This is a genomic window from Vibrio sp. CK2-1 (genome assembly GCF_021726515.1).
Classification (GTDB): Bacteria; Pseudomonadota; Gammaproteobacteria; order Enterobacterales; family Vibrionaceae; genus Vibrio.
Window position 1 is genome coordinate 150,984 of sequence record NZ_JAKKCJ010000005.1, and the last position, 26,543, is coordinate 177,526.

Annotated in this window: 21 protein-coding genes and 1 other annotated feature; of the genes, 12 read left to right on the plus strand and 9 right to left on the minus strand. The window is 42.8% G+C overall.

All coding sequences use genetic code 11. The features are described 5' to 3' along the window. Positions 1–4: 4 nt before the first annotated feature. The 5 genes from ileS to L3V25_RS13785 all read left to right on the plus strand — a co-directional run bounded on the left by ileS (position 5) and on the right by L3V25_RS13785 (position 6,395). Positions 5–2,863 (plus strand): isoleucine--tRNA ligase, encoded by a 2,859-nt coding sequence (ileS, locus tag L3V25_RS13765; RefSeq protein ID WP_237296074.1) that lies wholly within the window; start codon positions 5–7, stop codon positions 2,861–2,863. Continuing rightward, a complete protein-coding gene (lspA, locus tag L3V25_RS13770) occupies positions 2,863–3,366 on the plus strand; it encodes a signal peptidase II (protein WP_237296075.1) in 504 nt (167 codons plus the stop codon). The genes ileS and lspA overlap by 1 nt, the downstream gene beginning before the upstream one ends. 133 nt (positions 3,367–3,499) lie before the next feature. After that, positions 3,500–3,928: an FKBP-type peptidyl-prolyl cis-trans isomerase gene (fkpB, locus tag L3V25_RS13775; RefSeq protein WP_237296076.1), complete on the plus strand. Its 429-nt coding sequence runs from the start codon at positions 3,500–3,502 to the stop codon at positions 3,926–3,928. 82 nt (positions 3,929–4,010) lie between these two features. Then, the gene (gene ispH, locus L3V25_RS13780; protein WP_237296077.1) at positions 4,011–4,967 is read left to right on the plus strand and encodes a 4-hydroxy-3-methylbut-2-enyl diphosphate reductase; all 957 of its coding nucleotides are present in this window, start codon (positions 4,011–4,013) and stop codon (positions 4,965–4,967) included. A 384-nt stretch (positions 4,968–5,351) separates the two neighbouring features. Continuing rightward, a complete protein-coding gene (locus L3V25_RS13785) occupies positions 5,352–6,395 on the plus strand; it encodes a BMP family protein (RefSeq protein ID WP_237296078.1) in 1,044 nt (347 codons plus the stop codon). Between the two features lie 203 nt (positions 6,396–6,598). Here the strand turns inward: L3V25_RS13785 and L3V25_RS13790 are convergent, their stop codons facing one another. Beyond that, positions 6,599–8,089: a carbon starvation protein A gene (locus L3V25_RS13790; protein ID WP_237296079.1), complete on the minus strand. Its 1,491-nt coding sequence runs from the start codon at positions 8,087–8,089 to the stop codon at positions 6,599–6,601. A gap of 230 nt (positions 8,090–8,319) precedes the next feature. On the opposite strand from L3V25_RS13790, the gene L3V25_RS13795 reads away from it, so the two are divergent. Next, positions 8,320–8,694 (plus strand): DUF2799 domain-containing protein, encoded by a 375-nt coding sequence (locus tag L3V25_RS13795; RefSeq protein ID WP_237296080.1) that lies wholly within the window; start codon positions 8,320–8,322, stop codon positions 8,692–8,694. A gap of 45 nt (positions 8,695–8,739) precedes the next feature. Next, positions 8,740–10,524 carry a sodium:proton antiporter gene (locus L3V25_RS13800; protein ID WP_237296081.1) on the plus strand — a complete coding sequence of 595 codons (1,785 nt, stop codon included), beginning with the start codon at positions 8,740–8,742 and terminating at the stop codon, positions 10,522–10,524. A gap of 184 nt (positions 10,525–10,708) precedes the next feature. Here L3V25_RS13800 and L3V25_RS13805 read toward each other — a convergent pair whose 3' ends face one another. Continuing rightward, positions 10,709–11,794, minus strand: coding sequence for a GNAT family N-acetyltransferase/peptidase C39 family protein (locus L3V25_RS13805; protein WP_237296109.1), 1,086 nt, complete (start codon positions 11,792–11,794; stop codon positions 10,709–10,711). Between the two features lie 105 nt (positions 11,795–11,899). Between L3V25_RS13805 and L3V25_RS13810 the strand changes: the two genes are divergently transcribed. Further along, a complete protein-coding gene (locus L3V25_RS13810; protein WP_237296082.1) occupies positions 11,900–13,366 on the plus strand; it encodes a RimK family protein in 1,467 nt (488 codons plus the stop codon). A 192-nt stretch (positions 13,367–13,558) separates the two neighbouring features. On the opposite strand, the gene btsR is transcribed toward L3V25_RS13810, so the two are convergent. Next, complete coding sequence (btsR, locus tag L3V25_RS13815) at positions 13,559–14,293, minus strand: two-component system response regulator BtsR (protein WP_237296083.1); 735 nt, start codon at positions 14,291–14,293, stop codon at positions 13,559–13,561. 10 nt (positions 14,294–14,303) lie between these two features. Next, positions 14,304–15,983 (minus strand): sensor histidine kinase, encoded by a 1,680-nt coding sequence (locus tag L3V25_RS13820; RefSeq protein ID WP_237296084.1) that lies wholly within the window; start codon positions 15,981–15,983, stop codon positions 14,304–14,306. A gap of 217 nt (positions 15,984–16,200) precedes the next feature. Here L3V25_RS13820 and L3V25_RS13825 point away from each other — a divergent pair, with 217 nt between their 5' ends. Both L3V25_RS13825 and tyrA read left to right on the plus strand, forming a co-directional pair. Then, positions 16,201–17,274 (plus strand): 3-deoxy-7-phosphoheptulonate synthase, encoded by a 1,074-nt coding sequence (locus tag L3V25_RS13825; protein WP_237296085.1) that lies wholly within the window; start codon positions 16,201–16,203, stop codon positions 17,272–17,274. 49 nt (positions 17,275–17,323) lie between these two features. Then, entirely contained in the window at positions 17,324–18,454 is a 1,131-nt protein-coding gene (tyrA, locus tag L3V25_RS13830; RefSeq protein WP_237296086.1) for a bifunctional chorismate mutase/prephenate dehydrogenase, read from the plus strand. 61 nt (positions 18,455–18,515) lie between these two features. Here the strand turns inward: tyrA and L3V25_RS13835 are convergent, their stop codons facing one another. Continuing rightward, positions 18,516–19,586, minus strand: coding sequence for a M23 family metallopeptidase (locus tag L3V25_RS13835; RefSeq protein ID WP_237296087.1), 1,071 nt, complete (start codon positions 19,584–19,586; stop codon positions 18,516–18,518). Between the two features lie 255 nt (positions 19,587–19,841). Beyond that, complete coding sequence (gene ettA, locus L3V25_RS13840; protein WP_192999563.1) at positions 19,842–21,509, minus strand: energy-dependent translational throttle protein EttA; 1,668 nt, start codon at positions 21,507–21,509, stop codon at positions 19,842–19,844. A 214-nt stretch (positions 21,510–21,723) separates the two neighbouring features. On the opposite strand from ettA, the gene L3V25_RS13845 reads away from it, so the two are divergent. Together L3V25_RS13845 and trpR are read left to right on the plus strand one after the other, a co-directional pair. Next, positions 21,724–23,718, plus strand: a complete 1,995-nt coding sequence (locus tag L3V25_RS13845) for a transglycosylase SLT domain-containing protein (RefSeq protein ID WP_237296088.1) — start codon at positions 21,724–21,726, stop codon at positions 23,716–23,718. Positions 23,719–23,758: 40 nt separating this feature from the next. Further along, positions 23,759–24,061 carry a trp operon repressor gene (gene trpR / locus L3V25_RS13850; protein ID WP_237296110.1) on the plus strand — a complete coding sequence of 101 codons (303 nt, stop codon included), beginning with the start codon at positions 23,759–23,761 and terminating at the stop codon, positions 24,059–24,061. Between the two features lie 13 nt (positions 24,062–24,074). Here trpR and yjjX read toward each other — a convergent pair whose 3' ends face one another. From yjjX to raiA, 3 genes are all read right to left on the minus strand, one after another. After that, a complete protein-coding gene (yjjX, locus tag L3V25_RS13855; RefSeq protein ID WP_237296089.1) occupies positions 24,075–24,620 on the minus strand; it encodes an inosine/xanthosine triphosphatase in 546 nt (181 codons plus the stop codon). Further along, a complete protein-coding gene (gene pheA / locus L3V25_RS13860) occupies positions 24,621–25,841 on the minus strand; it encodes a prephenate dehydratase (protein WP_237296090.1) in 1,221 nt (406 codons plus the stop codon). It lies immediately after the preceding gene. A gap of 11 nt (positions 25,842–25,852) precedes the next feature. After that, positions 25,853–25,973, minus strand: a sequence feature (Phe leader region). A 110-nt stretch (positions 25,974–26,083) separates the two neighbouring features. Next, on the minus strand, positions 26,084–26,422 hold the full coding sequence (gene raiA / locus L3V25_RS13865) for a ribosome-associated translation inhibitor RaiA (RefSeq protein ID WP_237296091.1): 339 nt from the start codon (positions 26,420–26,422) through the stop codon (positions 26,084–26,086). Between the last annotated feature and the right edge of the window lie 121 nt (positions 26,423–26,543).

Below are 26,543 nucleotides of genomic sequence, written 5' to 3' on the forward strand. Positions count from 1 at the left end.
ATCGATGACTGACTATAAAGATACTCTGAATCTACCTGAAACAGGGTTTCCAATGCGCGGAAATCTGGCCAATCGTGAGCCAGAAATGCTTAAGCGTTGGTACAAAGAAGATCTTTACGGCGCAATCCGTGCTGCAAAGAAAGGTAAAAAATCCTTCGTATTACACGATGGCCCTCCATACGCCAACGGTGATATTCATATTGGTCACGCGTTAAACAAGATTCTTAAAGATATTATTATTAAATCAAAGACACTTTCTGGCTTTGATGCGCCATACGTTCCAGGTTGGGACTGCCACGGTCTTCCCATCGAACTTATGGTTGAGAAGAAAAAAGGCAAGCCGGGTCAAAAGATCTCGGCGGCTGAATTCCGTGAAGAATGTCGTAAATACGCGGCTGGCCAAGTAGAAGGTCAAAAAGAAAGCTTCAAGCGTTTGGGTATCATGGGCGAGTGGGACAAACCATACCGCACTATGGACTTTGGCACTGAAGCGAACATCATCCGTGCTCTAGGTAAAATTGCCGACCAAGGTCACTTGTTGAAAGGTTTCAAACCTGTTCACTGGTGTACTGACTGTGGTTCAGCACTCGCAGAAGCGGAAGTAGAATATAAAGATAAAGTATCACCTTCTATCGACGTACGTTTTAAAGCTGCAGACCAAGCCGCGACCGTGGCTAAGTTTGATTGCAAAGAAGGTCATCAAGGTGAAGGTGATGTGTCGATTGTTATCTGGACAACCACCCCTTGGACATTACCTGCAAACCGCGCGGTATGTTTACGTGACGATCTTGAATACGTATTGATTCAAGTTGAAGCCAATGGCGAACAACCTGCTGAGCGTATTATCGTGGCTTCAGAACTAGCGAAATCTGTGATGGATCGCGCTGGTATCGAGCATTTCCACAACCTAGGTTTCGCCACTGGTAAAGATCTTGAGTTAACGCAATTTGCTCACCCGTTCTACGATTTCAGCGTTCCTGCTGTATTGGGCGATCACGTTACAACCGATTCTGGTACTGGTGTCGTTCACACTGCTCCTGGCCACGGTCAAGAAGACTTCGTAGTCGGTAAACAATACGATTTAGAAGTGGCTAACCCAGTGGGTTCTAACGGCGTTTACTTGCCAGATACTGAGCTATTTGCAGGTCAACACGTCTTTAAAGCGAACGATTCAGTACTTGAAGTATTGAAAGAAAAAGGCGCACTTTTACATCACCACGCTTACGAGCACAGCTACCCGCATTGCTGGCGTCATAAGACTCCAATCATCTTCCGTGCGACGCCACAATGGTTCGTATCGATGGATCAAGCGGGTCTACGTGCTAAAGCATTAGGTGCTATCAAAAATGTTGAGTGGATGCCGGAGTGGGGTCAAAGCCGCATCGAAGGTATGATCGAAGGTCGCCCAGAATGGTGTATCTCTCGTCAACGTACTTGGGGCGTGCCAATCGCTTTATTCGTACACAAAGAAACCGCTGAACTGCACCCTAACTCTCCTGAGCTTATCGAGAAAGTCGCTAAGCTAGTGGAAGAAAAAGGCATTCAAGCTTGGTGGGATGTCGATGCCGCTGAACTAATGAGCTCAGAAGATGCCGCTAACTACGAGAAAGTTCTTGATACGTTAGATGTATGGTTTGACTCAGGTGTGACTCACTACGCGGTTGTAGACAACCGTGATGAGTTCAATGGCAACAGCGCGGATCTATACCTTGAAGGTTCAGATCAACACCGTGGCTGGTTCCAATCATCATTGATCACGTCAATCGCAATGAAAGATGAAGCGCCTTACAAACAAGTACTAACACACGGTTTCGTGGTAGATGGTAACGGCCGCAAGATGTCAAAATCTATCGGTAACGTGGTTGCGCCAAAAGATGTGACTAACAAGCTGGGTGCTGACATTTTACGTCTATGGGTAGCTTCAACTGACTACACCGGTGAAGTAGCGGTTTCTGATGAAATCCTAAAACGTAGTGCGGATGCGTATCGTCGTATTCGTAACACTGCACGTTTCTTCCTTGCGAACTTGAATGGTTTCAACCCAGCAACGGATATGGTCGCGCCAGAAGATATGGTGGCACTGGATCGTTGGGCGGTAGCTCGTGCACAAGCGGCGCAAACTGAAATCGTTAAAGCGTATGAAGAATACAATACTCACGGCGTAACACAGCGTTTAATGCAGTTCTGTTCAATTGAAATGGGCTCATTCTACCTAGACGTGATTAAAGACCGTCAGTACACCGCGAAACAAGGTGGCCACGCACAACGTAGCTGTCAAACAGCGCTTTACTACATCGTAGAAGCCCTAGTTCGTTGGATGGCGCCTATCATGTCATTCACTGCTGATGAAATCTGGAACGAAATGCCAGCTAAACTACCAAACGGTGAAGCTCGCGATCAGTTCGTGTTTACGGGTGAATGGTTCGACGGTTTATTCGGTCTAATTGAAGGTGAAGAGCTAAACAACGAATTCTGGACGCAAATCCAAACGGTTCGTGCTTCAGTGAACAAGTTGCTTGAAGCGGCTCGTAACGACAAAACCATTGGTGGTTCATTACAAGCGGAAGTGACTCTGTACGCAGACGACGCATTAGCTGCAACCATCAATAAGCTTGAAGATGAATTACGTTTCGTACTATTAACTTCTAAAGCACAAGTGAAACCACTAAGCGAGAAAACTGACGCAGCCAAAGAAACCGAAGTCGAAGGTTTATTTGTCGAGGTTGCCGCTTCAGAAGCTGAGAAGTGTGACCGTTGTTGGCACCATGTGGCCGATGTTGGCACCATTGCTGGTCATGAAACCGTATGTGGTCGTTGTGTGACTAACGTTGATGGCGACGGCGAAGTCCGCAAGTTCGCATAATGAGTAATCTTATTAAACAAACAGGGCTTCGCTGGCTATGGCTGGCAGCTCTGGTGTTTTGCTTAGACATTGGCATTAAGTTAATTGTCATGGATAACATGGGATATGGTTGGGCAAACCGTATTGAAGTGTTGCCATTTTTTAATCTACTTTATGTTCATAATCTAGGTGCAGCATTTAGCTTCTTAAGCGATCAAGAAGGCTGGCAACGTTGGTTGTTCTCAGGCATCGCATTTGTGGTGAGTGGCGTGTTGATGTGGTGGATGCGTAAGTTACCTGCTACTGAGCGTTGGAACAATGTTGCTTATGCTTTAGTGATTGGCGGCGCACTCGGCAATGTATTTGACCGAATTGTGCATGGCTTTGTTGTCGATTATCTCGATTTTTTCTGGGGTAATTATCACTGGCCAGCCTTTAACTTGGCGGATTCAGCCATTTGTATCGGTGCTGTTATGATTGTGCTTGACGGTTTTCGCTCTAAAAAAGAGCAACCAGACGCCTAATTCGTTACTCAAGCCTCAGTTTAAAAGCGCCATTGGTTTTCCAGTGGCGCTTTTTTATATAATCCGTTAACGTTTCTCGTGGCTCGAATCTCGTTTCTCGGGTAAAGCTGATTTTAAAGAATAAGGATTTTTCGTGTCGATAATTACAGAAAAGAGTACGGTCACTTTGCATTTTACCATTAAGCTAAAAGATGGCTCGGTGGCGGATAGTACCCACAACATGGGAAAAGCGGCTAAATTTACTATGGGCGATGGTAGTTTAAGTCCCAACTTCGAAACTTGCCTTGTCGGTTTAACGACCGGTGAAAGCAAAGCGATAGAGCTTGAAGCCAAAGATGCTTTTGGTGAGCCTAATCCAGACTTTATTCAATATATGGATAAAAATCGCTTTAATGGTCAAGAGCTAGAGGTCGGCACCATCATGGCGTTTAATGGCCGAGATGGCATGGAAATTCCGGGCATTATTTCTGAAGTCACTGGTGAATCGGTAAAGGTTGATTTTAATCATCCACTTGTCGGTCAAGACGTGGTTTTTGACGTAGAAATCTTAGCCGTAGAATAGCTGACATTTAGGGATAATGGTTGCCTGTAAAAACGTTATCGGTAGAATAGCGCCATTCATTGCCGCTTAAGTGATCAGAGATATGACCCAAGACATGAAAATTTTGTTAGCCAACCCACGTGGCTTCTGCGCTGGTGTAGACCGTGCGATCAGTATTGTTGAACGTGCGTTAGAAATGTATCAGCCGCCAATTTATGTTCGTCATGAAGTGGTACACAATCGTTTTGTGGTTGAAGGTTTAAAGCAGCGTGGCGCAGTGTTTGTTGAAGAATTGTCTGAAGTGCCAGATGACAATATTGTTATCTTCTCAGCGCATGGTGTTTCTCAAGTGGTTCGCCAAGAAGCCAAAGATCGTCAGTTAACGGTTTTTGATGCAACTTGTCCTCTGGTAACCAAAGTACATATGGAAGTGGCTCGCGCGAGTCGCCGTAATATGGAAGTCGTGTTGATCGGTCACGCTGGACATCCAGAAGTGGAAGGCACTATGGGCCAATACGCCAGCGAAACGGGTGGCATGTACCTAGTTGAGCGTCCAGAAGATGTCGCTAACCTAGTAGTAAAAGATCCGACTCACTTACATTACGTTAGCCAAACCACGCTTTCGGTTGATGAAACCTCTGATGTTATTGATGAGTTGCGTAAAACCTTCCCAGAAATTCAAGGGCCGCGTAAAGATGACATTTGTTACGCCACCCAAAACCGTCAAGACGCAGTCCGTATTTTAGCCGGTAGTGTTGATGTGATGGTCGTCGTAGGCTCAAAAAACTCGTCAAACTCAACTCGCCTAAAAGAGCTATCGGAAAAACTGGGTACTCCTGGTTATTTGACTGATTGCCCTGAAGACATTAATCCAGCTTGGTTTGGTGGCAAAACTAAAGTCGGCGTTACCGCAGGCGCATCAGCTCCTGAAGAACTAGTCGATCAAATCATCGATCGCATTAAAGAGCTAGGCGGACGCGATGTAGAAGAAGTACTAGGCCGCGAAGAAAATATGTTCTTTGAAGTGCCAAAAGAGCTGCAAATTAAGAATGTAGAGTAGCGGGACTCGGAAAAGACGTTTCTCGTCGCTCGGAAGAGATAGTTCGAGACAAAATCAAATAAGGTCGCTAGATGAAAGTCTAGCGACCTTTTTTCTCTTTTAGATAAGGTGATGAGACATATTGTTGCTATGTTCATTTTGGTGCATTTAAAATCGATCCACTGAAATCACATACTTGAAAAATCGGCAGTGTGATTTATTTTTATCTTAAAATTGTATTTTTTGTGATTTTTTATATGGGTTTATATTTTAACCTTGGTTTTTTATTTTTGTTATTAAAGGTTTGTCTAATTTTATCGCCAATTGTTGTAAGTTTTTATTTTGGTCTGTTAATTGCATGTTGATTTACTCAATCTAATTAATATTATGAAAGAGGCTTCAAGGATGAAAAAAACTTTATGTAATATAGGCATTACATTATCAGTGTTATTTTCAAGCATTAGTTTAGCTGATGATAAAACTAACATATTGGTGTTTATTCCTGGTAATCACCAAGATAATGGATTTATGGAAGCTGCATATCATGGTTATGAAAAAATATCAAATGAACTTGATGTCAATGTTACCTACATTTCTAATATTTCATCAAGCTCTGATAGACAAGTCCTTACTGATGCTTTAAGAAAAAAGGCTGAAGATAACCCAGATCTTATTATTGCTCATGGTGGGCAAAGTAATTTACCAGTACAAGAAATAAGTAAAGAGTTTTCAGGTGTTGATTTTGTGGTTATTCAAGGTAATACAGCTAGTAGTAACGTGTCTAGTTATGTAGTTAAGCAAGAATATTCTACATGGTTAGCTGGTGCATTGGCCGGAATGGTAACAAAAACAAATAAGGTCGGACACATATCAGGTGCTTGGCCAATGCCCGGCATAATAGGCCGTGGCGCTTTTTATAATGGGATGATGTACGTAAACCCTGATGTTGAATTTATCAGCACTTTTACTGGAGATTTGGATAATAAAGAAATAAATCAATTCGCTGCTAAGAGACAAATTGATAGGGGTGCTGATATTATTTTTACAATGTTAAATGGCGGCAGAGTTGGTGTTATCGATGAGGTGAAAGCATCTAATGGTGTAACTCAGATTGGTAATGTTTCAGATTGGACTACTTATGATCAAAGCTTTATTGGCTCGGCAGTTGCTGATACATCTGTCGCCGTATTTAATGCTGCCAACGATTATGTTACTGGGCAATGGACTCCAAACAAAATTAATGAAATCGCACTTGATAGTACTGAAGTAGTAAAACTGACGGTTTCTGATTCAATTTCACTAGAAGTTAAGGATAAGTTGAAAAAACTTCAACAAGATCTAAGCTCTGGAGAAATAGCTTTTAATACAGAATATACAGGTCCAGAATTTGACCCTAAAACTGATTCCTTTGTGAATCAAAATTATAAAAAAAGACTGATATCGAAATAGGAAATGATAATATTAATATTAATACTTTTAATCAATTAGCGGTTTATGGCATATCCTCTTACTTGCTTTTTAGTGGTTAAAAACATGGCTGTTTTATTGTTAACTTTGTTTTAATAACTAAAAAAGACCGACTGTCTCTCAACCATCGGTCTTTATCTTTTCCGAGAAGCAACGCGCCCTAGCAACGAGCTTCCGAGTAACGCTTACACCGTCTCAGGCTTCGCATTTAACTTATCTTCTTCAGCTTGGTCGAACTCTGGGTCGCCTTTGCCTTTCGATACTTTAATTACATAGCCTGTGATGAATAGCATAGCCACTACACCAATGATGGTTGAGATTTGCATGTCCAAACCAAAGCCTAGTGTGCTGCTGTTTAAGATGAAGGTAATACATACCGTTGTCATAAACATAGCTGGAACTGTTGTGATCCAGTGGAATTTATTCATACGCAGTAGGTAAGCAGAAGCAGTCCAAAGCATCATCACAGCCGTGGTTTGGTTAGCAAAGCCGAAGTAGCGCCAGATGATGCCGAAGTCTACTTGAGTCAAAATGCCGCCGATAACAAATAATGGAAGTGCCATTAGTAAGCGGCTTTTTAGTGTTTTTTGTTCCATGTTGAAGTATTCAGCAAGGATCAAACGGCTAGAACGGAATGCGGTATCGCCAGACGTGATAGGTAGAATCACCACACCTAGGAAAGCAATGACGCCGCCGAATACGCCAAGTAGACCAAATGATGATGAGTAAACTACATTACCTGGGCCACCGTGTTTCACTGCTTCGCCTAGTGCATCCATAGAACCAAAGAATGACAACGCGATTGCACACCAGATTAGCGCGATAATACCTTCACCAATCATGGCACCAAAGAAGACGAAACGGCCGTTCTTTTCATTTTCTAAGCAGCGAGCCATTAGAGGAGACTGAGTTGCGTGGAAGCCTGAAATCGCACCACAAGCAATGGTGATGAATAGCGCAGGCCATAGTGGTAGATCGTGTGGGTTCATGTTGGTGAACATGTCGCTAAATTTATAGCCAGCAAGAACCGCTTGGTCGCTTGAGAAGGCGATTGCGCTGATTAGGCCAACTGACATGAAAATTAACAAGAAGCCGAATAGTGGGTAGAAACGACCAATGATTTTATCGATTGGAACAATAGTGGCTAAAATGTAGTAGCCAAAGATAATCGCAACCATAGTGCCCATTGAAACGGTCGCACTGGTTTGCTCGTTCACTAGGTTAGTGATCATGCCTGCTGGAGCGGAAACAAATACCACACCTACTAACATTAATAACACAATCGCAAACACGTTCATGAAGTGTTTCGCGCCTTTACCTAGGTAGCGGCCAGTAATCGATGGAACCGAAGCGCCGCCGTTACGAATAGAAAGCATGCCAGAGAAGTAATCGTGAACCGCACCTGCAAAGATACAGCCTAAAACAATCCAAAGCATCGCAGCTGGGCCGTAAAGGGCACCCATGATTGGGCCGAAAATTGGGCCGACACCAGCAATGTTTAATAGTTGAACCAGGTAAACTTTCTTGTTCGACATTGGTACATAATCGACACCATCTTGCTTAGAGTAAGCCGGAGTAGTGCGGTTTTCATTAATGCCGAAAACTTTTTCAACGAAAGCTCCGTAAATAAAGTAACCAGCAATCAATGCGGCTACACAAAAAAGGAACATCATCATAATTATTGTCCTGTTCAATAAAAGGGTTGAGGAGTACGGCATACATAATAATCCCAGCCTTAGTAACAAGCATTTAACCTTTTGATGAGTGGTCGCATATAAAATTGAGCGGTCATTACTCCTAGTAAGTGGTTTTATTGTTAACTTAGCGGTGCTTTTCGATTTGTTTTAAATGTGACCTGTGTAATAGTTGTGATAAATATCAATGTGATGAACAGAAGGGAATATCAATGAATCAAGCTCAAGTGAAAAAGTGGATTAAAAATATTGGTGTAGTAGCAGGTCTACTTTTAGTGGTTGCTTGTACTAGCACAGCAGAAGACTATGCCAAAGCGGGTGATTGGAATGCGGTTGGTTATTCTGATGGCATTAAAGGTAAGCAGCATCGTACCGCGGGAGACTTTAAAGATTTTAGCAAAGTAAATATTAATGATTATGCTGATGGTTACTTAAAAGGCATCAATGAATACTGTAACCCTAACCATGCTTATCAAATTGGGTTGAGCGGCAACTACTATGAAGGTGTGTGTGAAGGTACGCCTGATTCGCAAAAGTTCCGTATGGAATGGCAACGCGGTTGGAATGATAGTCAGCTGAATAACTAATTTTATCGAATATTTGTGAATAGTTAATAATAGGTAGTATGTTTGATGCTCACTGAAGATCTAGGTTTGATGCTGGCCGCTGTCGGGTTGGTAGGGTTAGGCTGTCAATGGCTGGCATGGCGAATGAAGTTGCCAGCGATTTTATTTCTATTGATTGCCGGCTTTATTATTGGCCCGATTACGCATATCTTTCAACCGAATGAAATGTTCGGCGATCTGCTTTTTCCCCTTATCTCCTTGGCCGTTGCGGTGATCTTATTTGAAGGTAGCTTGACGCTCAATTTAAAAGAGATCCGCGAAGTAAACCGAACCGTGATCAACATTGTTACTATCGGGGCGTTAATTACTTGGGCGATTACTAGTGTCTTTACCTTTTATTTACTCGACTTTAGTTGGCCGCTGGCGTTGTTATTCGGCAGTTTGACTGTGGTGACGGGCCCTACGGTAGTGGTGCCACTACTTCGCACGGTCAGACCAAAATCCAAGTTGGCCAACATATTGCGTTGGGAAGGGATTTTAATCGATCCAATCGGCGCGCTATTTATCGTGATTGTCTACGAATTCATTGTTTCTAGTAGCAAGATGCACAGTTTGCATGTGTTTGGTTTGATCTTATTGATCGGCATCGTACTTGGCGGCTTAGCGGGAATGCTACTGGCGCAGATATTAAGACGCCGTTTATTACCTGAGTATTTGCAACCATTTGCGGTGTTAACCTTAGTACTCGGCGTATTTGCGGTTTCTAATGCTTTGGAGTCTGAGTCTGGCTTATTAGCGGTAACCGTAATGGGTATGTGGCTGGCGAATGCCAAAGGCGTCAATATTCAAAATATTCTGCACTTTAAAGAAAACCTGACCATTCTATTGATCTCAGGATTGTTTTTAATGCTTTCTGCGCGAATGGAATTGGCAGATTTTGCCACTCTAGGTGTTGCCTCGGCAGTATTGTTTGCCGCGATACAGTTAGTGTCTCGTCCTATTGCGATTTTTATTGCCACTATCGGCAGCAGCCTTAACTTTAAAGAGAAATTCTTTATTGCTTGGGTGGCGCCACGAGGCATTGTTGCTGCATCTATTTCGTCATTATTTGCGATTAAGTTAGTTGATTCAGGCGTAGAAGGTGCGAGTTTGCTGGTTCCGTTAACCTTTATGGTGATTGTGGGAACTGTGGTACTGCAAAGTATTACTGCGAGGCCGTTAGCCAATGCGTTGAGTTTATCTGAACCTTCACCAAGAGGCTTCTTGATTGTCGGGGCAAATGATGTTGGCCGAACCTTCGCTACTGCTTTACAAAAATATGGTTATAGAATCGTCATTACAGATTCGAACTGGGAGTACATTCGTAAAGCGCGCATGCAAGGTTTCGAAACCTATTACGGCAACCCTATCTCTAGCCATGCAGAAGAGTATTTGGATTTAATCGGCATTGGTAATTTGATCGCGGTAACGCCAGATAAGCACTTTAATGTAGTGGTCGCAAAATATTTCATGACTGAATTTAGCGAACGCCGAGTGTTTTTCTTAAATGGCAAAAGCAAAGAAAACCAACACGAAAAGCATCGCTTAGCAGAAGAAAAACATGGTCGAACGTTACTCGGTGATGATGTTAGCTATAAAAAACTGGCGAGCCTGATTAACCAAGGTGCTGAGATCAAACACACCAAATTAACCGCTGAATTTAAGTGGCAAGATTATGTGATGAAATACGTCGATGGCCATCGTCTATCGCTGTTTACCGTCGATCCTAAAGGCAATATTCATATTCTTTCTAACGATAGTACTCATACTACGGAAGAAGGGTGGACAGTGGTGAGTTTGATTAAGGAATAGATCCGAATCTCGTAGCTAGAGCGCTTTGCTTCTCGTGGCTCGGAAACACTGTCGAGCCACGAATACCGAGAAACGTTTGTTTGGATAGCATGGAAAGCTTTTCTCGCAACACTAAGCGAAGCGTTCACGCGACTCGTCACTACTATGCTCTTTCTAGCAGCGAAGCGAATCTAGGAACTCGTGACTAGGTACTGACTACTACACAAGCGGTGTGTTTTTGTTTTCCAAAGCCGATGATTTGCGCCAAGCTTGCTTTACTGACAGGAATCGAAGCAGAAGACGAGACATCTTTTTTGGCATCGCTGTGTGGATCATGAATAAAGAAAAACTGTTCATTCATGCCGGATAAAATAATCCAATGCGGCTCTTTATAGCCATTAAATCGATACGTGCTGATTAATAATAGTACGCACTTGCCTTGCTCAATCCATTGTTCAATTTGCTGATTATTCGGTGGGGCGCTGATGGATGTAATACCGAGCGCTTCCGCTTGTTGGCAGAAATCTTGGTGAACAATTTCAATCACTTCTTTTTTATTGGCATCGCGCACGCTATCAATAAAAGGCGTCGATTGTGATTGAGTCCAGAGCTCAACTTCAAAGCCACGTTTTTTAGCGGCAAGTGCTAAACCATGTCCGCTGCAACCTCCGTGACCTCCCGCCATAAAAATGGTGGTGGCCTCACGCCACAGCTGTAATTCTTCTTTTCGTCCGAGCTCAAATTGTTTATCTAAGGTTGAAAATGCCATCAATAAACAAGCCGCGCCACAAGTGAAAGGCGTGGTTTGAATATACAGCGGCATCGCCAATAAAGTTTTAGGTTGGCTGGCGGTCAAACGCTTTTGCATTCGAATCCCATCGGCTAAATCATCGTAATAATGGATCAGCACTTTTAGTGGTTTGTAGCCGAGCTTTTGATATAAATTCTTCGCGGCAATATTGTCATTTCTGACTTCTAGGCGTAATGTGGTTGAACCTTGTCCTAAAGCAGATTGTTCGCAAATTTCAACCAGTTGCTGAGCGATTTGTTGGCCACGAAACTTCGGGTTAACCGCAATAGAATAGAGGCGAGACAGTTGTGTTCCTTGATGGAAAAGGAGAAGAGCATAACCGGCTATTTGTTGCTGCTGTTGAGCCACAAACACCATGCTATGTTGAGATTGAATAAAACGTTTCATTTGTCTTGGCGCAATGGTATCACTGCTGAAGACTAGGCTTTCTAGTTCAATTAAAGCGGGTAAATCTTGTAGCGTTGCTCGGCGAAATTCCATCTTACTGCCCCACCTGATAATGATCATGGCGCGTGTCTTACTTCAAGATCACGGCTTAATGATTAGATACGACAAATTGTTTTTTTGCTAGAGGAAAATGGATTCATGGCAAATTTTGTTATTGTGACAGATAAAGACAGCGACTGGCGTCAGTACTTTCCTTCTGACCAAGTTGTCACCGTCGATCAGTATCTTCAACCTAGTTTCTTATCGGATAAATCAGAAAAGCATAAAAGCGTGCAAGTGCTTAATTTATGTCGTGATTATGGCTACATGAGTAATGGCTATTATTGCTCATTATTGGCTGAAGCGCGTGGGCATCGGGTGATTCCTAGAGTCATGGCGATCAATGATGTTAATCAGCCATTTGTGATTTCTCTTCCTGAGCAAGATCTGAATAAATACTTTGCTGATGCGGAACAAGTAGCCGGTAAAGTGTATTTTGGTCGAACTAATATTAAAGGGTTAGAAAAAGTCGCTCGTCGTTTGTTTGAGCACTTTATGATCCCAGTTTTAGATATTGAATTGAAAAAACATGGTAAGCAGTGGCAACTGTCCAAGGTAGCGCCTTTTCCGTTTCAAGATTTAAATGATCAAGAGCAAGATGTGTTTGCTCAATCATTGGAGCTATTTTCTAACAAAGTTTGGAGAACCACGTCTAAACCGAGTAAACAATATCGTTATGACATTGCGATGCTGGTGGATCCGGAAGAAAAAATGCCACCGTCGGATTCAGTGGCGCTTAATCGTTTTAAGAAAGCTGCCAACCGCTTGGGTATGAGTTTACAAACCATTACCGCCGATGACTTTTCTCGTTTGAGTGAGTTTGATGGCTTATTTATTCGTGCCACCACTAACATTAGTAACTTTACCTACCGTTTTGCTAAGCGAGCAGAAAAGCTAGGTTTAGTGGTGATGGATGATCCTGAGTCGATCATGAAGTGTACCAATAAAGTGTTTTTAACTGAGTTACTAGATAGACACAATGTACCGGCGCCAAAATCGATGATTTTGCGTAGCTTTGATGCGAACTGGAAGCAAAGTTTGCTAGAACACATGTCTTTACCTTTAGTGCTGAAAATTCCGGATGGGGCATTCTCGGTGGGTGTGGTCAAAGTGACCGATGAATCAACCTTAGAAGCTAAAGCATCGGAATTGTTTGATAAAAGTGCGTTGATTTTAGCGCAAGCCTTTATGCCAACCGATTTTGACTGGCGAATTGGAGTGATGAATCGACAAGCGATCTACGCCTGCCGCTATCACATGAGTCGCGGTCATTGGCAGATTTACCAGCATCATAATAGCGGACGCACAACTTCTGGCAGCTTTGATACGTTAGACTTGAAACAAGTACCTAAGAACGTAGTCGATACCGCTGTGAAAGCGGCGAACTTAATTGGTTCCGGTTTATATGGCGTCGATCTAAAAGAAATTGATGGTCAAGTGTATGTGATTGAAGTGAACGACAACCCTAGTATCGACAATAAAGTCGAAGATCTGTGGTTAGGTGATTTGCTTTATGATCGTATTATGACTGAATTTTTGCGCCGTATTCAGTTGAGAGGGTTTTAGCGGGGCTCGTTGCTAGAGCGCTTTGCTTCTCGTGGCTCGAAATAGAATCGAGCCACGAATACCGAGAAACGTTTTTCGATAGAATGGAAAGCTTTTCTCGCAACACTAAGCGAAGCGTTCACGCTACTCGTCACTATCATGCTCTTTCTAGCAGCGAAGCGAGTCTAGGAACTCGTTACCAGGAACCTGTATTTACACTATTCCCAACTCTTCTTTCAGTGGTTTCAAATAGCGACGGCTAATGGGAACCACTTGCCCACTTTGAGTGATCACCTCGCCTAAACCGTTATCGAGTAGTTTGATCTCTTTGATCTTTTGCGTGTTGATCAAATACTGGCGATGACAGCGTAGTAGTTCCGTTTTCTCTTCCAATGTTTTGAGTGTTAATTGGCTTGTCGCGGTTTGTTGGGCGGTTTGAATATGAACGCCTGAAAGATCGCTAAATGCTGACTCAATCTCTTGCAATGGAATGATCATGATCCGGTTGTGGCCCATGCAAGGCACTTGCTGCAAGCGCTTTGGTGTTAGGGCTTCGATTTGCGCTTGAGTGTGCAGCGCTTCTTTATTTTGTCCGGCTTTGAGCAAGCGCTGAATGCTTTTATCCAGTCGCTTTGGGTCGACCGGTTTTAGCAGGTAGTCAAAGGCATTGTCTTCAAATGCTTGAATGGCGTATTGGTCAAATGCGGTGACAAAAATAACGTGCGGCATGGTATCGGGATCAAGCATGCCGAGTAATTCAATGCCACTGACTTGCGGCATTTGAATATCAACGAAAACGGCTTCAGGTTTTAAGCTATTGATTTGCTTTAAGCCCTCAACCGCATTACTGGCTTGGGCAATCACTTCTACCTGACCGGTTTCTTGTAATAATTCGGTGAGTTCTTCACGAGCGAATAGTTCATCATCAATGACGATTGCAGTTAGCATTGATTATCCTTTATTGACCAATTTTTTCGTAAGGGATCAGAAAACTCATGCGAGTAAATTGATCTTTATGACAATGGGTTTGCAGTGCGGCGGTTGGGCCAAAATGATTGGTCAAACGCTTATCAACAATTTCCATTCCCAAGCCTTCATGATCGGGTTGTGGCGGAATGAAGCTACCCGCATTATCCTCCACTACGATCCGATAACCGAGTGAATTTCGTTGGCTGACAATGCGGATCTTACCACCTTCCAGCTTATTCGAAATACCGTGTTTAATCGCATTTTCAACTAAAGGTTGTAGGGTAAAACTCGGTAATGACTTTTCAAGTAGTGCCTCATCAATATTGATTTCCACTTCTAAGCGGTCAGTAAAACGGGCTTTTTCAATAGTGAGGTAGGCATTCACATGCGCCAGTTCTTCTTTAAAGGTAACGGTTTCGATGTTCTGTTTTAAGTTGCTTCTAAAGAAATGAGAAAGGTGTTGAATCAGTTCGCGCGCTTTATTGGGATCGCGACGAATAATCGCACTGATGGTATTGAGCGCATTAAATAAAAAGTGCGGGTTTACTTGAGCTTGTAATAATTTAATTTCCGCTTGGCTCAATAACGCTTGTTGACGTTGGAAATCGTTATACAGAATTTGGCTCGACAGTAGTTGCGCAATCCCTTCGCCCATTGAACGGTTGATATTGGATAGTAGTTTACGTTTCGGCTCATAAAGCTTAATCGTTCCAATCACTTCTTTACCGGCTCTTAATGGGATCACTAAAACCGAGCCGAGTTTGCAGCTTGGCGACAGAGAACATTGATAAGGGATTTCTCGGCCATCAAGATACATTACTCGGTTTTGTTCCATCGCTTGAATGGTGCAATCAGAAGAGATCGGCGTATTGGGTTTGTGGTGATCATCGCCAAGGCCGATAAAGGCTAAGATTTTATCTTTATCAGTAATTGCCACCGCACCTACATTGGTTTCCTCATAAATAATCCGAACAATTTTTTCAGCATTGACTGAATTAAAGCCGGAATTCCAAATACCAACACTGCGCTCAGCAATGGTTAATGCGCGGCGAGAAAAGGTAGCCGAGTACTTTTCATAGATGGTTTTTCGATCCTGTAAGATGCTGACAAACAGTGCTGCGCCAACACAGTTAGCAATGATCATTGGCGCAGCAATATTGGAGACAAGGGCATAAGCTTGATCAAACGGTTTGGCAACGGAAATGATGATCAGCATTTGGGCGGCTTCGGCAACAAAAGTAATCGCCAATACGATGATAGGATTAAATAGTTGATCGGCTTTGTCTTTTTTTACTAGGTAGAGGTGTAGTAGTCCGCCAATTAATCCTTCTGCGGTGGTTGAAATCGCGCAAGCGACATCGGTGAACCCTCCCAAACTATAGCGATGCATTCCGCCAGTAAAGCCTACTGCAAAGCCAACAATCGGGCCGCCAAATAAACCGCCCATCACTGCGCCAATGGCTCTAGTATTTGCGATTGCATCATTGATGTGTAAACCAAAGTAGGTTCCCATAATGCAAAACAATGAGAATAAAACATAGCAACTGAACTTATGAGATAAGCGAGAGGAAATGTTCAACAAAGGTAAAAAGATCGGCGTTTTGCTGAGCATATAAGCCAGCACTAGGTAGACGCACATTTGTTGAAGTAGAGAAAGTATTAAGTCCATAGTACCGAGTTTATTTTATAGCTCATTGGCTAAAGTGGATTATATTGCTTTTTGTAAATTTAAAGATACAGGTGTTTATTTTTATTTACATCGTTCGGTGTTGTGGTTTTCAGGCTAGTGGCGCTTGCAAACTTTGTTAATGCTGTTAATTTGGATTCATCAAACGCTGAGAGTTGGCTCAGATATCCAGTGTATTAAAAAATTTACAGGTGACATTATGTACAAAAGCGAATTAAGCAATATCAACATAAGCGATGAACAAGTCATTATCACGCCGAATGAATTGAAAAAGAAAATTCCATTAAGCGATCACGCTCGTCAGTTTATCCAATCATCACGCCAAACTATCTCTGACATTATACATAAGAAAGATCACCGTTTGCTGGTTGTTTGTGGTCCGTGTTCAATTCATGACATCGATGCTGCCAAAGAATACGCAAAACGTCTTAAAGCATTATCAGCGCAACTGGATGATCAGATCTACCTAGTGATGCGTGTTTACTTTGAAAAACCACGTACTACTGTTGGCTGGAAAGGTCTGATTAACGATCCGCATTTGGATAACTCATTCGATATTGAACAAGGTCTGCATATTGCTCGTCAGCTATTAGTCGATTTAGCCGAAATGGAAATTCCACTAGCGACTGAAGCGCTGGATCCAATCAGCCCTCAATACCTTGGTGATACATTCAGCTGGGCGGCAATTGGCGCGCGTACTACTGAATCTCAAACTCACCGTGAAATGGCTAGTGGTTTATCTGTTCCAGTTGGTTTTAAAAATGGCACCGATGGCAGTTTAGGTACCGCCATTAATGCGATGCAAGCCGCTTCTTCTAGCCACCGTTTTATGGGGATTGATAGTGATGGTCAAGTGGCACTACTGACAACCCAAGGTAACGGCAATGGTCATGTTATTCTACGTGGTGGCAAGCAAACCAACTACGATTCAGTGTCGGTTAATGAGTGTGAACAAGAGATGGCGAAACATGGCTTAGATGCCGCATTGATGGTCGATTGTAGTCATGCCAACTCACGTAAAGATTACCGTCGTCAGCCATTAGTAGCAGAAGATGTGATTCACCAAATTCGCGAAGGCAACAAGTCGATTATTGGCCTAATGATTGAAAGTCATATTAATGAAGGCAACCAAGGTTCTGATATTCCACTGTCTGAAATGCAATACGGGGTATCGATTACTGATGCTTGTATTAACTGGGATACTACCGAAACCTTGTTACGTCATGCACATAAAGAATTAGTTCCGTTTTTACAAAACCGCTTAAAAGGGTAGAGTAGGGGTATCAAAAGGAATTAAGTGCAAGTGAAGTTAGGAAAAATAAATGGCCGTTGAATTAAATGAATTAAGAGATCAAATCGACGCCGTGGACAAACAAATCGTTGAGCTTCTGGCTCAACGTTTGTCTTTGGTCGAAAAGGTCGGCGAAGTAAAAAGCAAACATGGTTTACCGATTTACGCACCGGATCGTGAAGCGGCGATGTTGGCTTCTCGTCGTGAAGAAGCGGAAAAGCGTGGCGTTCCACCACAACTAATTGAAGATATTCTACGCCGTACTATGCGTGAGTCTTACGCCAGTGAAAAAGATTCCGGTTTTAAGTGTCTAAACCCAGAATTGCGCTCTATTGTGATTGTGGGTGGTAATGGTCAGCTCGGCGGTTTATTTAAGCGTATGTTTGAGCTCTCTGGCTATCAGGTGAAAATCTTAGGTAGTCAAGATTGGGCGAACGCAGAAGAAATTGTTAAAGATGCAGGTATGGTTGTAGTCAGCGTGCCAATCCACCTCACCGATTCGGTGATTAAAAAACTACCGGCATTACCGAGTGACTGCATCCTATGTGATTTAACCTCGATTAAAGCAGAGCCACTTGCGGCAATGCTTGAAGCGCATGCTGGCCCAGTGGTTGGTTTACATCCGATGTTTGGCCCAGATATTCCAAGCATGGCAAAACAGGTAATTATTTGTAGTGAAGGTCGCCAACCTGAAGCTTATCAATGGTTGCTCAAGCAATTTGAAATTTGGGGCGCGAGCATTTGTGCGATTGATGCTGAGGAGCATGATGACGGCATGACTTTAATTCAAGCGCTGCGTCACTTTACGTCATTTGCCTATGGCTCGCATTTATCGAAAGAGAACCCAAATCTCGATACCTTAGTGCAGCTAAGCTCTCCGATTTATCGTTTAGAGTTGGCGATGGTAGGTCGTCTATTTGCGCAAGATCCTGATTTGTATGGCGATATTATTATGTCGTCGCAACGCAATATCGATATGATCAAACGCTTCCATCAACGCTTTGGCGAAGCCATTGAGATTTTAGATCATCGTAATAAAGCAGAATTTGTGAAGCAGTTTAATTCGGTATCGGAATGGTATGGAGACTACTCTCAGCAATTTATGCGTGAAAGCCAAAACTTGTTAAAGCAAGCTAACGATGCAATGCATCGCGGCAAGTGATTAGCTAATGATATTTGAGCCTTTTCTTATCGATATTTTCTTATTGATAAAACAAGGCTCTTTATTCTTCTACAGTTACCCATCCACCTTCTTCTATCCCAAAATCTTGTAATCCTTCTTTTCTCTTTATTTTATCTTGTCTGGTGAGTTTGCTTGATTGGTTGGCAATATCATTGATAGGTTGCTTACTACTCATCGCCAAGAGTAGTTGCAAGTTAACTGTGCGATTAAGCTGCTTAACTAGGTTTGCCCAAGGCACGTATGATTGCTTGTTAAATAGCTGCTCGATGTTTTCGGGTTGCCATTGCATAAAATCTTGTGGATCTAAGGTTTTGCCAATAAAGCGAACTTCGTAGTGCAAATGTGAACCTGTTGAGTTGCCACTGCTGCCACAAAATCCGACTCGGTCACCTTTCTCGACAAATTGCCCCGGTTTGACTGCAAATTGGTTTAGATGAGCATAGAGAGTGGCAAAGCCCAGGCCATGACGAATCTTTAATAAGTTGCCGTAACCTTGGTTGCTAGCGCGGGTCATTTCAACCACGCCATCGGCAGTTGCAAAAATAGGTGTGCCAAGTGGGCAGGTTAAATCCGTACCTAGGTGTCGTTTCCATTTGCCGCTAATGGGGTGTAGTCGGTCTCCGTAAGGTGAGGATATTCGGCGGTAGTCGACTGGAATATCATTGGGGATCATGCGAAACAAGCTAGCTTCAATCGCTGGTGGCAGAGGAAAGGTGATTTGTTGTGAATTGTCTATTGTTGCGAGAGCTTGTTCGAAGTTGATTGCTGGGGGCGCGATTGAATCATCGCCGAGGTTATCGATTTGATCATGATCTTGTTCCTGCAAAGCGTCTTGCAGATTTTGATTGGTGACAAGTTGCTGCTGGTACTGCTCTTTATAGAGTTGTAATTCTTGGTTGAGAATATAGAGTTCATTGCGGCTGTTTTGCCACTGAGTGATTGCTATCCATGTAGTTGAAAATAAAAAGAGAATCGAAGCAATCGATAATGTTTTGAATGGCTTTTGGCCTACCATGTGCTTAAAGATCATCATAGGCCAAATACTCTGTTCACGCTTGGCAGTAATGCGAGAGTGTAGGCTGTTCGGCAATGTGGAATCTAAGTCAGACATAAAGCACACAAGGTTAAAAATCTGGATAGCTTATGGTCTACAGCAATTTGTGGGGGGGGAAAAGGTTGGGCTAAATTAGGCGATAAAATTTACAGCGCTGTTCTCATTTTGAGGTTAGGAAATCAATTTGGAAATCTAAACAGAAAAATCAGCAGAAAAAATAAAGCCATCACATAGAGCAATGGCTTTAGTGGTAGGTAGCCGTTTAGGTAGGTCAATAGATGACTACCTAGTTCATAACTACCCAGCTCATAACTACTTAGTTACACGCTTATACTTGATGCGGTGAGGTTCAGCAGCCGCTGCACCTAAAGTTTGTTTCAACCACTCACTGTATTCTGTGTAGTTACCTTCGTAGAAGTTCACTTGGCCTTCATCACGGTAATCAAGAATGTGCGTGGCGATACGGTCGAGGAACCAACGGTCATGTGAGATAACCATGGCACAACCTGGGAATTCAAGTAACGCTTCTTCAAGAGCACGTAGCGTTTCAACGTCCAAGTCATTGGTCGGTTCATCGAGTAGTAATACGTTACCGCCTGCTTTAAGTAATTTCGCTAAGTGAACACGGTTACGTTCACCACCAGAAAGCTCACCAATGCGTTTTTGCTGATCAACACCACGGAAGTTAAAGCGAGAGCAGTAAGCGCGCGCTGGAATTTCGAAGTTGTTGATCTTGATGATATCGGCACCTTCCGAGATTTCTTGGAAAACCGTGTTGCTATCATTCATGCTGTCACGGAACTGATCAACCGAAGCTAGTTTCACGGTTTCGCCTAGTTCAACGGTGCCTGAATCTGGTTGCTCAGTACCACTTAGCATTTTGAATAGCGTTGATTTACCCGCGCCGTTGGCACCAACGATACCAACGATGGCACCTTTCGGCATGCTGAAAGATAGGTTATCAATCAGAACGCGATCGCCAAATGATTTAGTTAGGTTGTTAACTTCAAGAACCTTGTCACCTAAACGCTCACCTGGCGGAATAAACAGCTCATTGGTTTCGTTACGTTTTTGGTGATCAGATTTGTTCAGTTCTTCAAAGCGTGCCATACGAGCTTTTGATTTCGCCTGACGACCTTTCGGGTTTTGACGAACCCACTCCAATTCTTTCTCAATGGTTTTCTTACGAGCATTTTCCGACGACGCTTCTTGCGCTAAACGCTCATCTTTTTGCTCTAGCCATGAGGTGTAGTTACCTTCCCATGGAATACCTTCACCACGGTCAAGCTCTAAAATCCAGCCAGCAGCGTTATCTAGGAAGTAACGGTCGTGGGTAATCGCTACCACAGTACCGCTGTAATCAACTAGGAAGTGCTCAAGCCAAGCCACAGATTCTGCATCCAAGTGGTTGGTTGGCTCATCAAGTAGCAACATGTCTGGTTTTTCAAGTAGTAGGCGACAAATTGCCACACGGCGACGCTCACCACCAGAAAGGTGTTCAATTTTGGCATCCCACTCAGGAAGACGAAGTGCATCAGCGGCACGCTCTAGAGCATTTTCTAGATTGTGACCATCTTTAGCTTGGATTAATGCTTCCAGTTCGCCTTGTTCTTTCGCCAGTGCATCAAAATCAGCATCAGGTTCTGCGTAGGCTGCGTAAACTGCATCAATTCGTTTTAATGCATCCGCGACATCGGCTACCGCTTCTTCTACAATTTCACGTACGGTTTTTGATTCATCCAATACGGGTTCTTGAGGAAGGTAGCCAATATTAAGGCCAGGTTGAGGACGTGCTTCACCATCAATATCGGTATCAATACCAGCCATGATGCGAAGTAGGGTTGATTTACCTGCGCCGTTTAGGCCGAGAACACCAATTTTGGCACCAGGAAAAAAGCTTAGTGAGATATCTTTCAATATTTGACGTTTCGGTGGCACAATTTTGCTCACACGAGACATGGTATAGACGTATTCAGCCATAGCCGCTCGGATCCTATTCTTGAGAATAAATTGAAAACCTTAGTTTACTCTTTCTCACATAAGATTCACACTAGATGAGTGTAAACAAGGGTATTATGCTTATCGAGTGAGTGGGTTTTTCTCGAAAGTGACAATTAATCCAACTCATTAAAATTTATCAATATTTATCATTTCACGTTATTTGTGAATTCATCATCAGGGAAGTTTCAAATTCATGCTGAATTGTAAAAAGACTTTATTTCTCTGTGTGGTATCGGTGAGTGCTGCATTATCGGCCGCTTACGTTACTGCTCAGTCTATTAGTGCTACTCACGTGAAAGAGTCTAAAATTACTGATTCAACAGAGAAAAAATTATCACCGCTTGAGCTTCAAAGACAGACTTATGAGCAAGCTCAAGACTTACTCGATAAAGACGATGTGCAGGCGTATCAAGAGATTCGTCCACAAATTTCTAATTATCCGTTAACGCCCTATGTTGATTACCGAGTTTTTCTGACCGATATCGAACATCGAACTCCTGAAGAAGTGAATAGCTTTACTGAAAAGTACCAATCTTTTCCATTTTCAGCTCGCGTAAGGGCCAATTATCTTGATGCGTTAGCCAAAACCAATCAATGGAAATTACTAACGGAATATCAAACCGAAGAGCCTAGAGATCAAAGATATCGTTGCCACTATTATTTTGCTAAGTGGACGCAAGGTGAAAAAGAAGAAGCTTATAAAGGCGCGCAAGATTTATGGCTAACCGGAAGTAGTGTGTCTTCGGCTTGCGATCCTTTGTTTGACGAATGGGCGAAAGCGGGCTTACGGGATGATGAGATCATTTTGCAACGTATGTTACTCGGCTTTAAATCTGGCAATTCACGCTTATTCAAATACCTAGATAATATGCTGACTAGCGAGCAAGCTAAGGATCAATCGAAAGACCTCCAAGCTTTATATGCTGATCCAAGCAAGGTATTGGAGTTCAGCAAAAAATCAAAAATCACGCCATTCAACCAACAGTTAACCGAATATGCATTTAGACAATTAATTCGTAAAGATACCGCTAAAGCGGTGGAAGATTACGATCAGGTAGTAAAAGGCCAAAAGCTCCCGAAGTCTGCGCAGGTTGAATTATCTAACTACGCCAGTGCTTGGTTAATGAATACTCGTTCAAACAAGTTAGCTAAATGGCGCGATCAAATGCTGAGTAAGCAAGGATTAACCAATCGTCTTGAACGACGTGCTCGTATTGCGATTCAAAATGGTGACTGGAATGATTTGTCTCTCTGGATTAGCAAGTTGCCGAAAGAAGATCAGGAAAGCTTGCGTTGGCAGTACTGGTTAGCGCGAGTGGAGTTCGCTCAAGGTAAAGACCAACAAGCCACTGAGCGTCTCAAGAAGATGTTAGGTCAGCGTAACTTTTATAGTGCCGCGGCAGCAGAGTTACTCGGTGAGCCAATTCGCTATCAAAGTAAGATCTTGAATGAAAAACTGCCTGATATTTCGAAAAACCAAGCCGCGCTTGATCGGATTGCTGAAATGATCGCGGTCGATAAAATTTATGCGGCGAAAAGTGAATGGCGTTGGTTGTTATGGCATAGCACACAAAGTGAGAAAAAAGCATTAGTGAAGTACGCCACCAATAAGCGCTGGCATAATTTTGCTGTAGTAGGAACGATTGAAGCGAAAATGTGGGATTACACTAGTCTACGTTTTCCAATTGCCCATCGCTGGTGGTTTGACTTTTATGGTAAGAAAAATGATATTCCACTCATTACTTTAATGTCATTATCTCGCCAAGAAAGTGCTTTGGATGTCGAAGCTCGATCTCCCGTTGGCGCGAGAGGGATCATGCAAATTATGCCGACAACCGCTCAGCATACCGCCGATGTCTATGACCTAGAATATAACGGTGCTGATGAGTTGTATGATATTCAAAAGAACATTGAGATCGGCAGTTCTTATCTTGGTGGGCTACTGGATGATTTTAATCGCAATAGAATTTTTGCTTTTGCCGCTTATAATGCAGGACCACACCGCGTGAAGCAGTGGCGGGCACGTACCAATCAAAGTATTGATGCTTACTCATTTATTGAGGCGATTCCTTTTGATGAAACTCGTGGTTATGTGCAAAATATTCTAATGTTTGAAACCTATTATCGAAACTTACTTGGTCAGGATGGAGCATTCTTAACTCCTCAAGAAGTAAAGGAAAAATATTAATCTGATGGATAAATCAAAGCAGCAAATCCATAATGATGAATTGGTACCTGAATTTGCTAATTGGCAAGATGTATTGGCGTTACTTGAGCATTCTTGCCAGCAAGAACAGTTGGATTTTTTACTGTCGATGCTATTGACCTATGATGAGCGAGAAGCCTTGTTAGCTCGCATGAATATCTTACATGAGCTGATCAAAGGTGAGCGCTCTCAGCGTCAAGTTAGTCAAATGCTAGGGGTAGGTGTGGCGACGATTACTCGTGGTTCCTCTGAGCTGAAAAAGCTGCAACCAGAACAAAAGCAGCAACTGCAAGCGATGTTGCAAGCTGCTGCGGATAAAGCTTAACTATCGAAATAGTTTAAAGTGGGAAGTGTTCGGGATTTAAAAATGGAATTAATGCCAATACTAACGCTTGATGATAAACCGAACTTCTGGTCAATTGGTGGTGTGTTAGCAAGCCTATCGCACCACCTTTTTGTTTGATGTTGTCGGTCGCAAAGACTTCATCCATAACATGACCAAGCTCTTTACCTTGTTTTACCTTCTCAAGCACTACAGGCGGCAGCATTAAGCAAGCTGAGCGTGATTCACCGCGTTGTACTTTCCCTACACTAGGATTACTTTCGATAATCATCCAAGCGTAAGTAAATGGTTCTGCAATTCCCGCTTCTAACCCAACATAAAAATCGCCATCCGGGATTGCCGTTTGAGCATTGTGTACTCGGTTTAGAGCGCCTTGTTTAGTTTCCTGATCATTCATTGGTTGATCCGGTACTTCACTGGCGACCGACACCCCTTCAAATAGAAACTCGGTCTCAGGAAAACTGGCAGTAAAAGCGCTTTCTACCGCTTTTATCTTGGCTGGATTTAACGAGGCAACGACTACCTTTTTACTGCTTTTCATTTAGCCTTCCAGTTTGACTTGAGTCGGTTTGATATTTTCGATTGGATAGCAACCTAACACTTTTAAGTGACGAGTGATTTTGGTTAATTCGCTGATCGATTGTTGCATTTCGACTGAATCTAAATGCGCTTCTAAATCGACATAGAACATTTCTTCCCAAGGGTTACCCATGATTGGACGTGACTCTAGTTTGGTCATATTGATGCCGTAGCGTTGCAGCACTAGTAAGGTTTGTACTAGCGAGCCCGCTTCTTGGGAGGTCGACATGATCAGCGTGGTTTTAGCTGGGATTTGAGTCGATACTTCGATTGGCTTACGCGCCACGATAATAAAGCGTGTGTGGTTTTCAGTTTGATTGGCAATGTTTTCTTTCACGACCTGTAAGCCGTAAAGTTTGCCTGTGGTTGAATTACCAATTGCCGCGACATCTGGGCGGTTAAGCTCTTTAACTTTTTGCATCGCATCCGCAGTACTGACACAGGATTCTAATGAAACATCATCTAAGCGGCTTAAAAACTCACTGCATTGTTGGTGCGGTTGAGGATGAGAGTAAAGCGTTTTGATGTCTTCTAGGCGCATCTCTTGCGGGGCTAATAAGCAATGCTCAATTGGCAGTGTCATCTCACCGACAATGTATAGAGTCGTATGCTGCAATAGGTCATACACTTCATTGATGGAACCTGAACTGGTGTTTTCAATGGGTAGTACACCGAAATCCGCATGGCCTGATTCAACCGTTGAGGTCACTTCTTGAAAATGCTTACAGTTAAGCTCAATCAATTCGGTATTTTTACGGCTGAAATATTCAAGACTAGCAAGGTGCGAATAAGATCCTTTAGAACCTAAGAAAGCCACCCGAGCTAACGGCTTACGGCTTTCTTGTGGATTGGCTAGGTTCTGTAGGTAGGCTTGTTGCAGTAGTACCGAGTCTTCAATGATGGTGTGAAAAATTTTGGTGATATAAGGTGCATCGAGTTGATATTTATCTTTACCATTATTGATTAGTTTGACTAGCAGTTCTTGCTCACGTTGCGCATCACGAACAGGCTTGGCTGTTTCAACCTTGCTTTTAGCGACATTAAGGCTTAATGCTCGGCGCTCAGATAATATCTTTAGCAGTTGATCATCGAGTTCATTTAAGCGAAGTCGAATCGCCTCTAAAGATAGGCTAGGTTGAGAATTGTTGGTACTCGGTGAAGAAGAACTGTGCTGCTTGGTCATGTGTATTTCCTATAAAAAAGCCCCCCAGAGTGGGAGGCTTTCTGTCCGTTTTTGGCTTATTTTTAAAACGACATCTAGCCCCACCGATTAGGATGGAAAAAAGAAGCCAAAAAAGAACAGAGTAGATGAATGCATAGTATTAATTTCCTTGGGTGAAACAGTACCATAAGCAAGCGCAGGGAAAGCGTCAAGCAAAAAAATGGCGCTCAATTGAGCGCCATACTATTCGTGTCTATTGAATCTTAAATTTCTTCGAGCTCTTCTTCTAATTCTGGTTTTTCTGCCTGAGCACGTTTTGCTTCAGGTTTATGGCTGAGCTTATTAAGTTGTCGTTCGAGTTTTTGCTCTACCTCATTAATCGCTTTGTATAAATCTTCATTGGATGCGGAAGCAACCAGTTGTCCTTTTGGCACACTAATTGTGGCTTCAATCTTCTGTTGTTTACCTGGTTCGGTACTAATGGTGGCATGACAGCCAATCAGATCAATTTGCCATTTTTCTAGTTTTTTAAATTTCGCCTCAATATGGTCACGGATGGAAGAGGTCACTTCAATATTCTTACCAGTAATGTTTAGTTGCATAGGCTATTTATCCTCTTTTTCCTTGATTCGTTAACTTCAGATTACTGTTTTGTACTGAAATAAATGTGATCAATATCAGGTTTTATAAGGGATTTATGGCTTGATGAAGTAAATGTGATCC

Excerpts from the sequence above, each read along its gene's own strand:
- raiA (WP_237296091.1), bottom strand. The coding sequence starts at position 26,422 with ATGCAACTAAACATTACTGGTAAGAATATTGAAGTGACCTCTTCCATC.
- L3V25_RS13805 (WP_237296109.1), bottom strand. The coding sequence starts at position 11,794 with ATGGAATTTCGCCGAGCAACGCTACAAGATTTACCCGCTTTAATTGAA.
- pheA (WP_237296090.1), bottom strand. The coding sequence starts at position 25,841 with ATGACCAAGCAGCACAGTTCTTCTTCACCGAGTACCAACAATTCTCAA.
- yjjX (WP_237296089.1), bottom strand. The coding sequence starts at position 24,620 with ATGAAAAGCAGTAAAAAGGTAGTCGTTGCCTCGTTAAATCCAGCCAAG.
- L3V25_RS13800 (WP_237296081.1), top strand. The coding sequence starts at position 8,740 with ATGCTCACTGAAGATCTAGGTTTGATGCTGGCCGCTGTCGGGTTGGTA.
- L3V25_RS13825 (WP_237296085.1), top strand. The coding sequence starts at position 16,201 with ATGTACAAAAGCGAATTAAGCAATATCAACATAAGCGATGAACAAGTC.
- lspA (WP_237296075.1), top strand. The coding sequence starts at position 2,863 with ATGAGTAATCTTATTAAACAAACAGGGCTTCGCTGGCTATGGCTGGCA.
- ileS (WP_237296074.1), top strand. The coding sequence starts at position 5 with ATGACTGACTATAAAGATACTCTGAATCTACCTGAAACAGGGTTTCCA.
- L3V25_RS13790 (WP_237296079.1), bottom strand. The coding sequence starts at position 8,089 with ATGATGATGTTCCTTTTTTGTGTAGCCGCATTGATTGCTGGTTACTTT.
- ettA (WP_192999563.1), bottom strand. The coding sequence starts at position 21,509 with ATGGCTGAATACGTCTATACCATGTCTCGTGTGAGCAAAATTGTGCCA.
- L3V25_RS13795 (WP_237296080.1), top strand. The coding sequence starts at position 8,320 with ATGAATCAAGCTCAAGTGAAAAAGTGGATTAAAAATATTGGTGTAGTA.
- tyrA (WP_237296086.1), top strand. The coding sequence starts at position 17,324 with ATGGCCGTTGAATTAAATGAATTAAGAGATCAAATCGACGCCGTGGAC.
- ispH (WP_237296077.1), top strand. The coding sequence starts at position 4,011 with ATGACCCAAGACATGAAAATTTTGTTAGCCAACCCACGTGGCTTCTGC.
- L3V25_RS13835 (WP_237296087.1), bottom strand. The coding sequence starts at position 19,586 with ATGTCTGACTTAGATTCCACATTGCCGAACAGCCTACACTCTCGCATT.
- L3V25_RS13820 (WP_237296084.1), bottom strand. The coding sequence starts at position 15,983 with ATGGACTTAATACTTTCTCTACTTCAACAAATGTGCGTCTACCTAGTG.
- btsR (WP_237296083.1), bottom strand. The coding sequence starts at position 14,293 with ATGCTAACTGCAATCGTCATTGATGATGAACTATTCGCTCGTGAAGAA.
- L3V25_RS13810 (WP_237296082.1), top strand. The coding sequence starts at position 11,900 with ATGGCAAATTTTGTTATTGTGACAGATAAAGACAGCGACTGGCGTCAG.
- L3V25_RS13785 (WP_237296078.1), top strand. The coding sequence starts at position 5,352 with ATGAAAAAAACTTTATGTAATATAGGCATTACATTATCAGTGTTATTT.
- L3V25_RS13845 (WP_237296088.1), top strand. The coding sequence starts at position 21,724 with ATGCTGAATTGTAAAAAGACTTTATTTCTCTGTGTGGTATCGGTGAGT.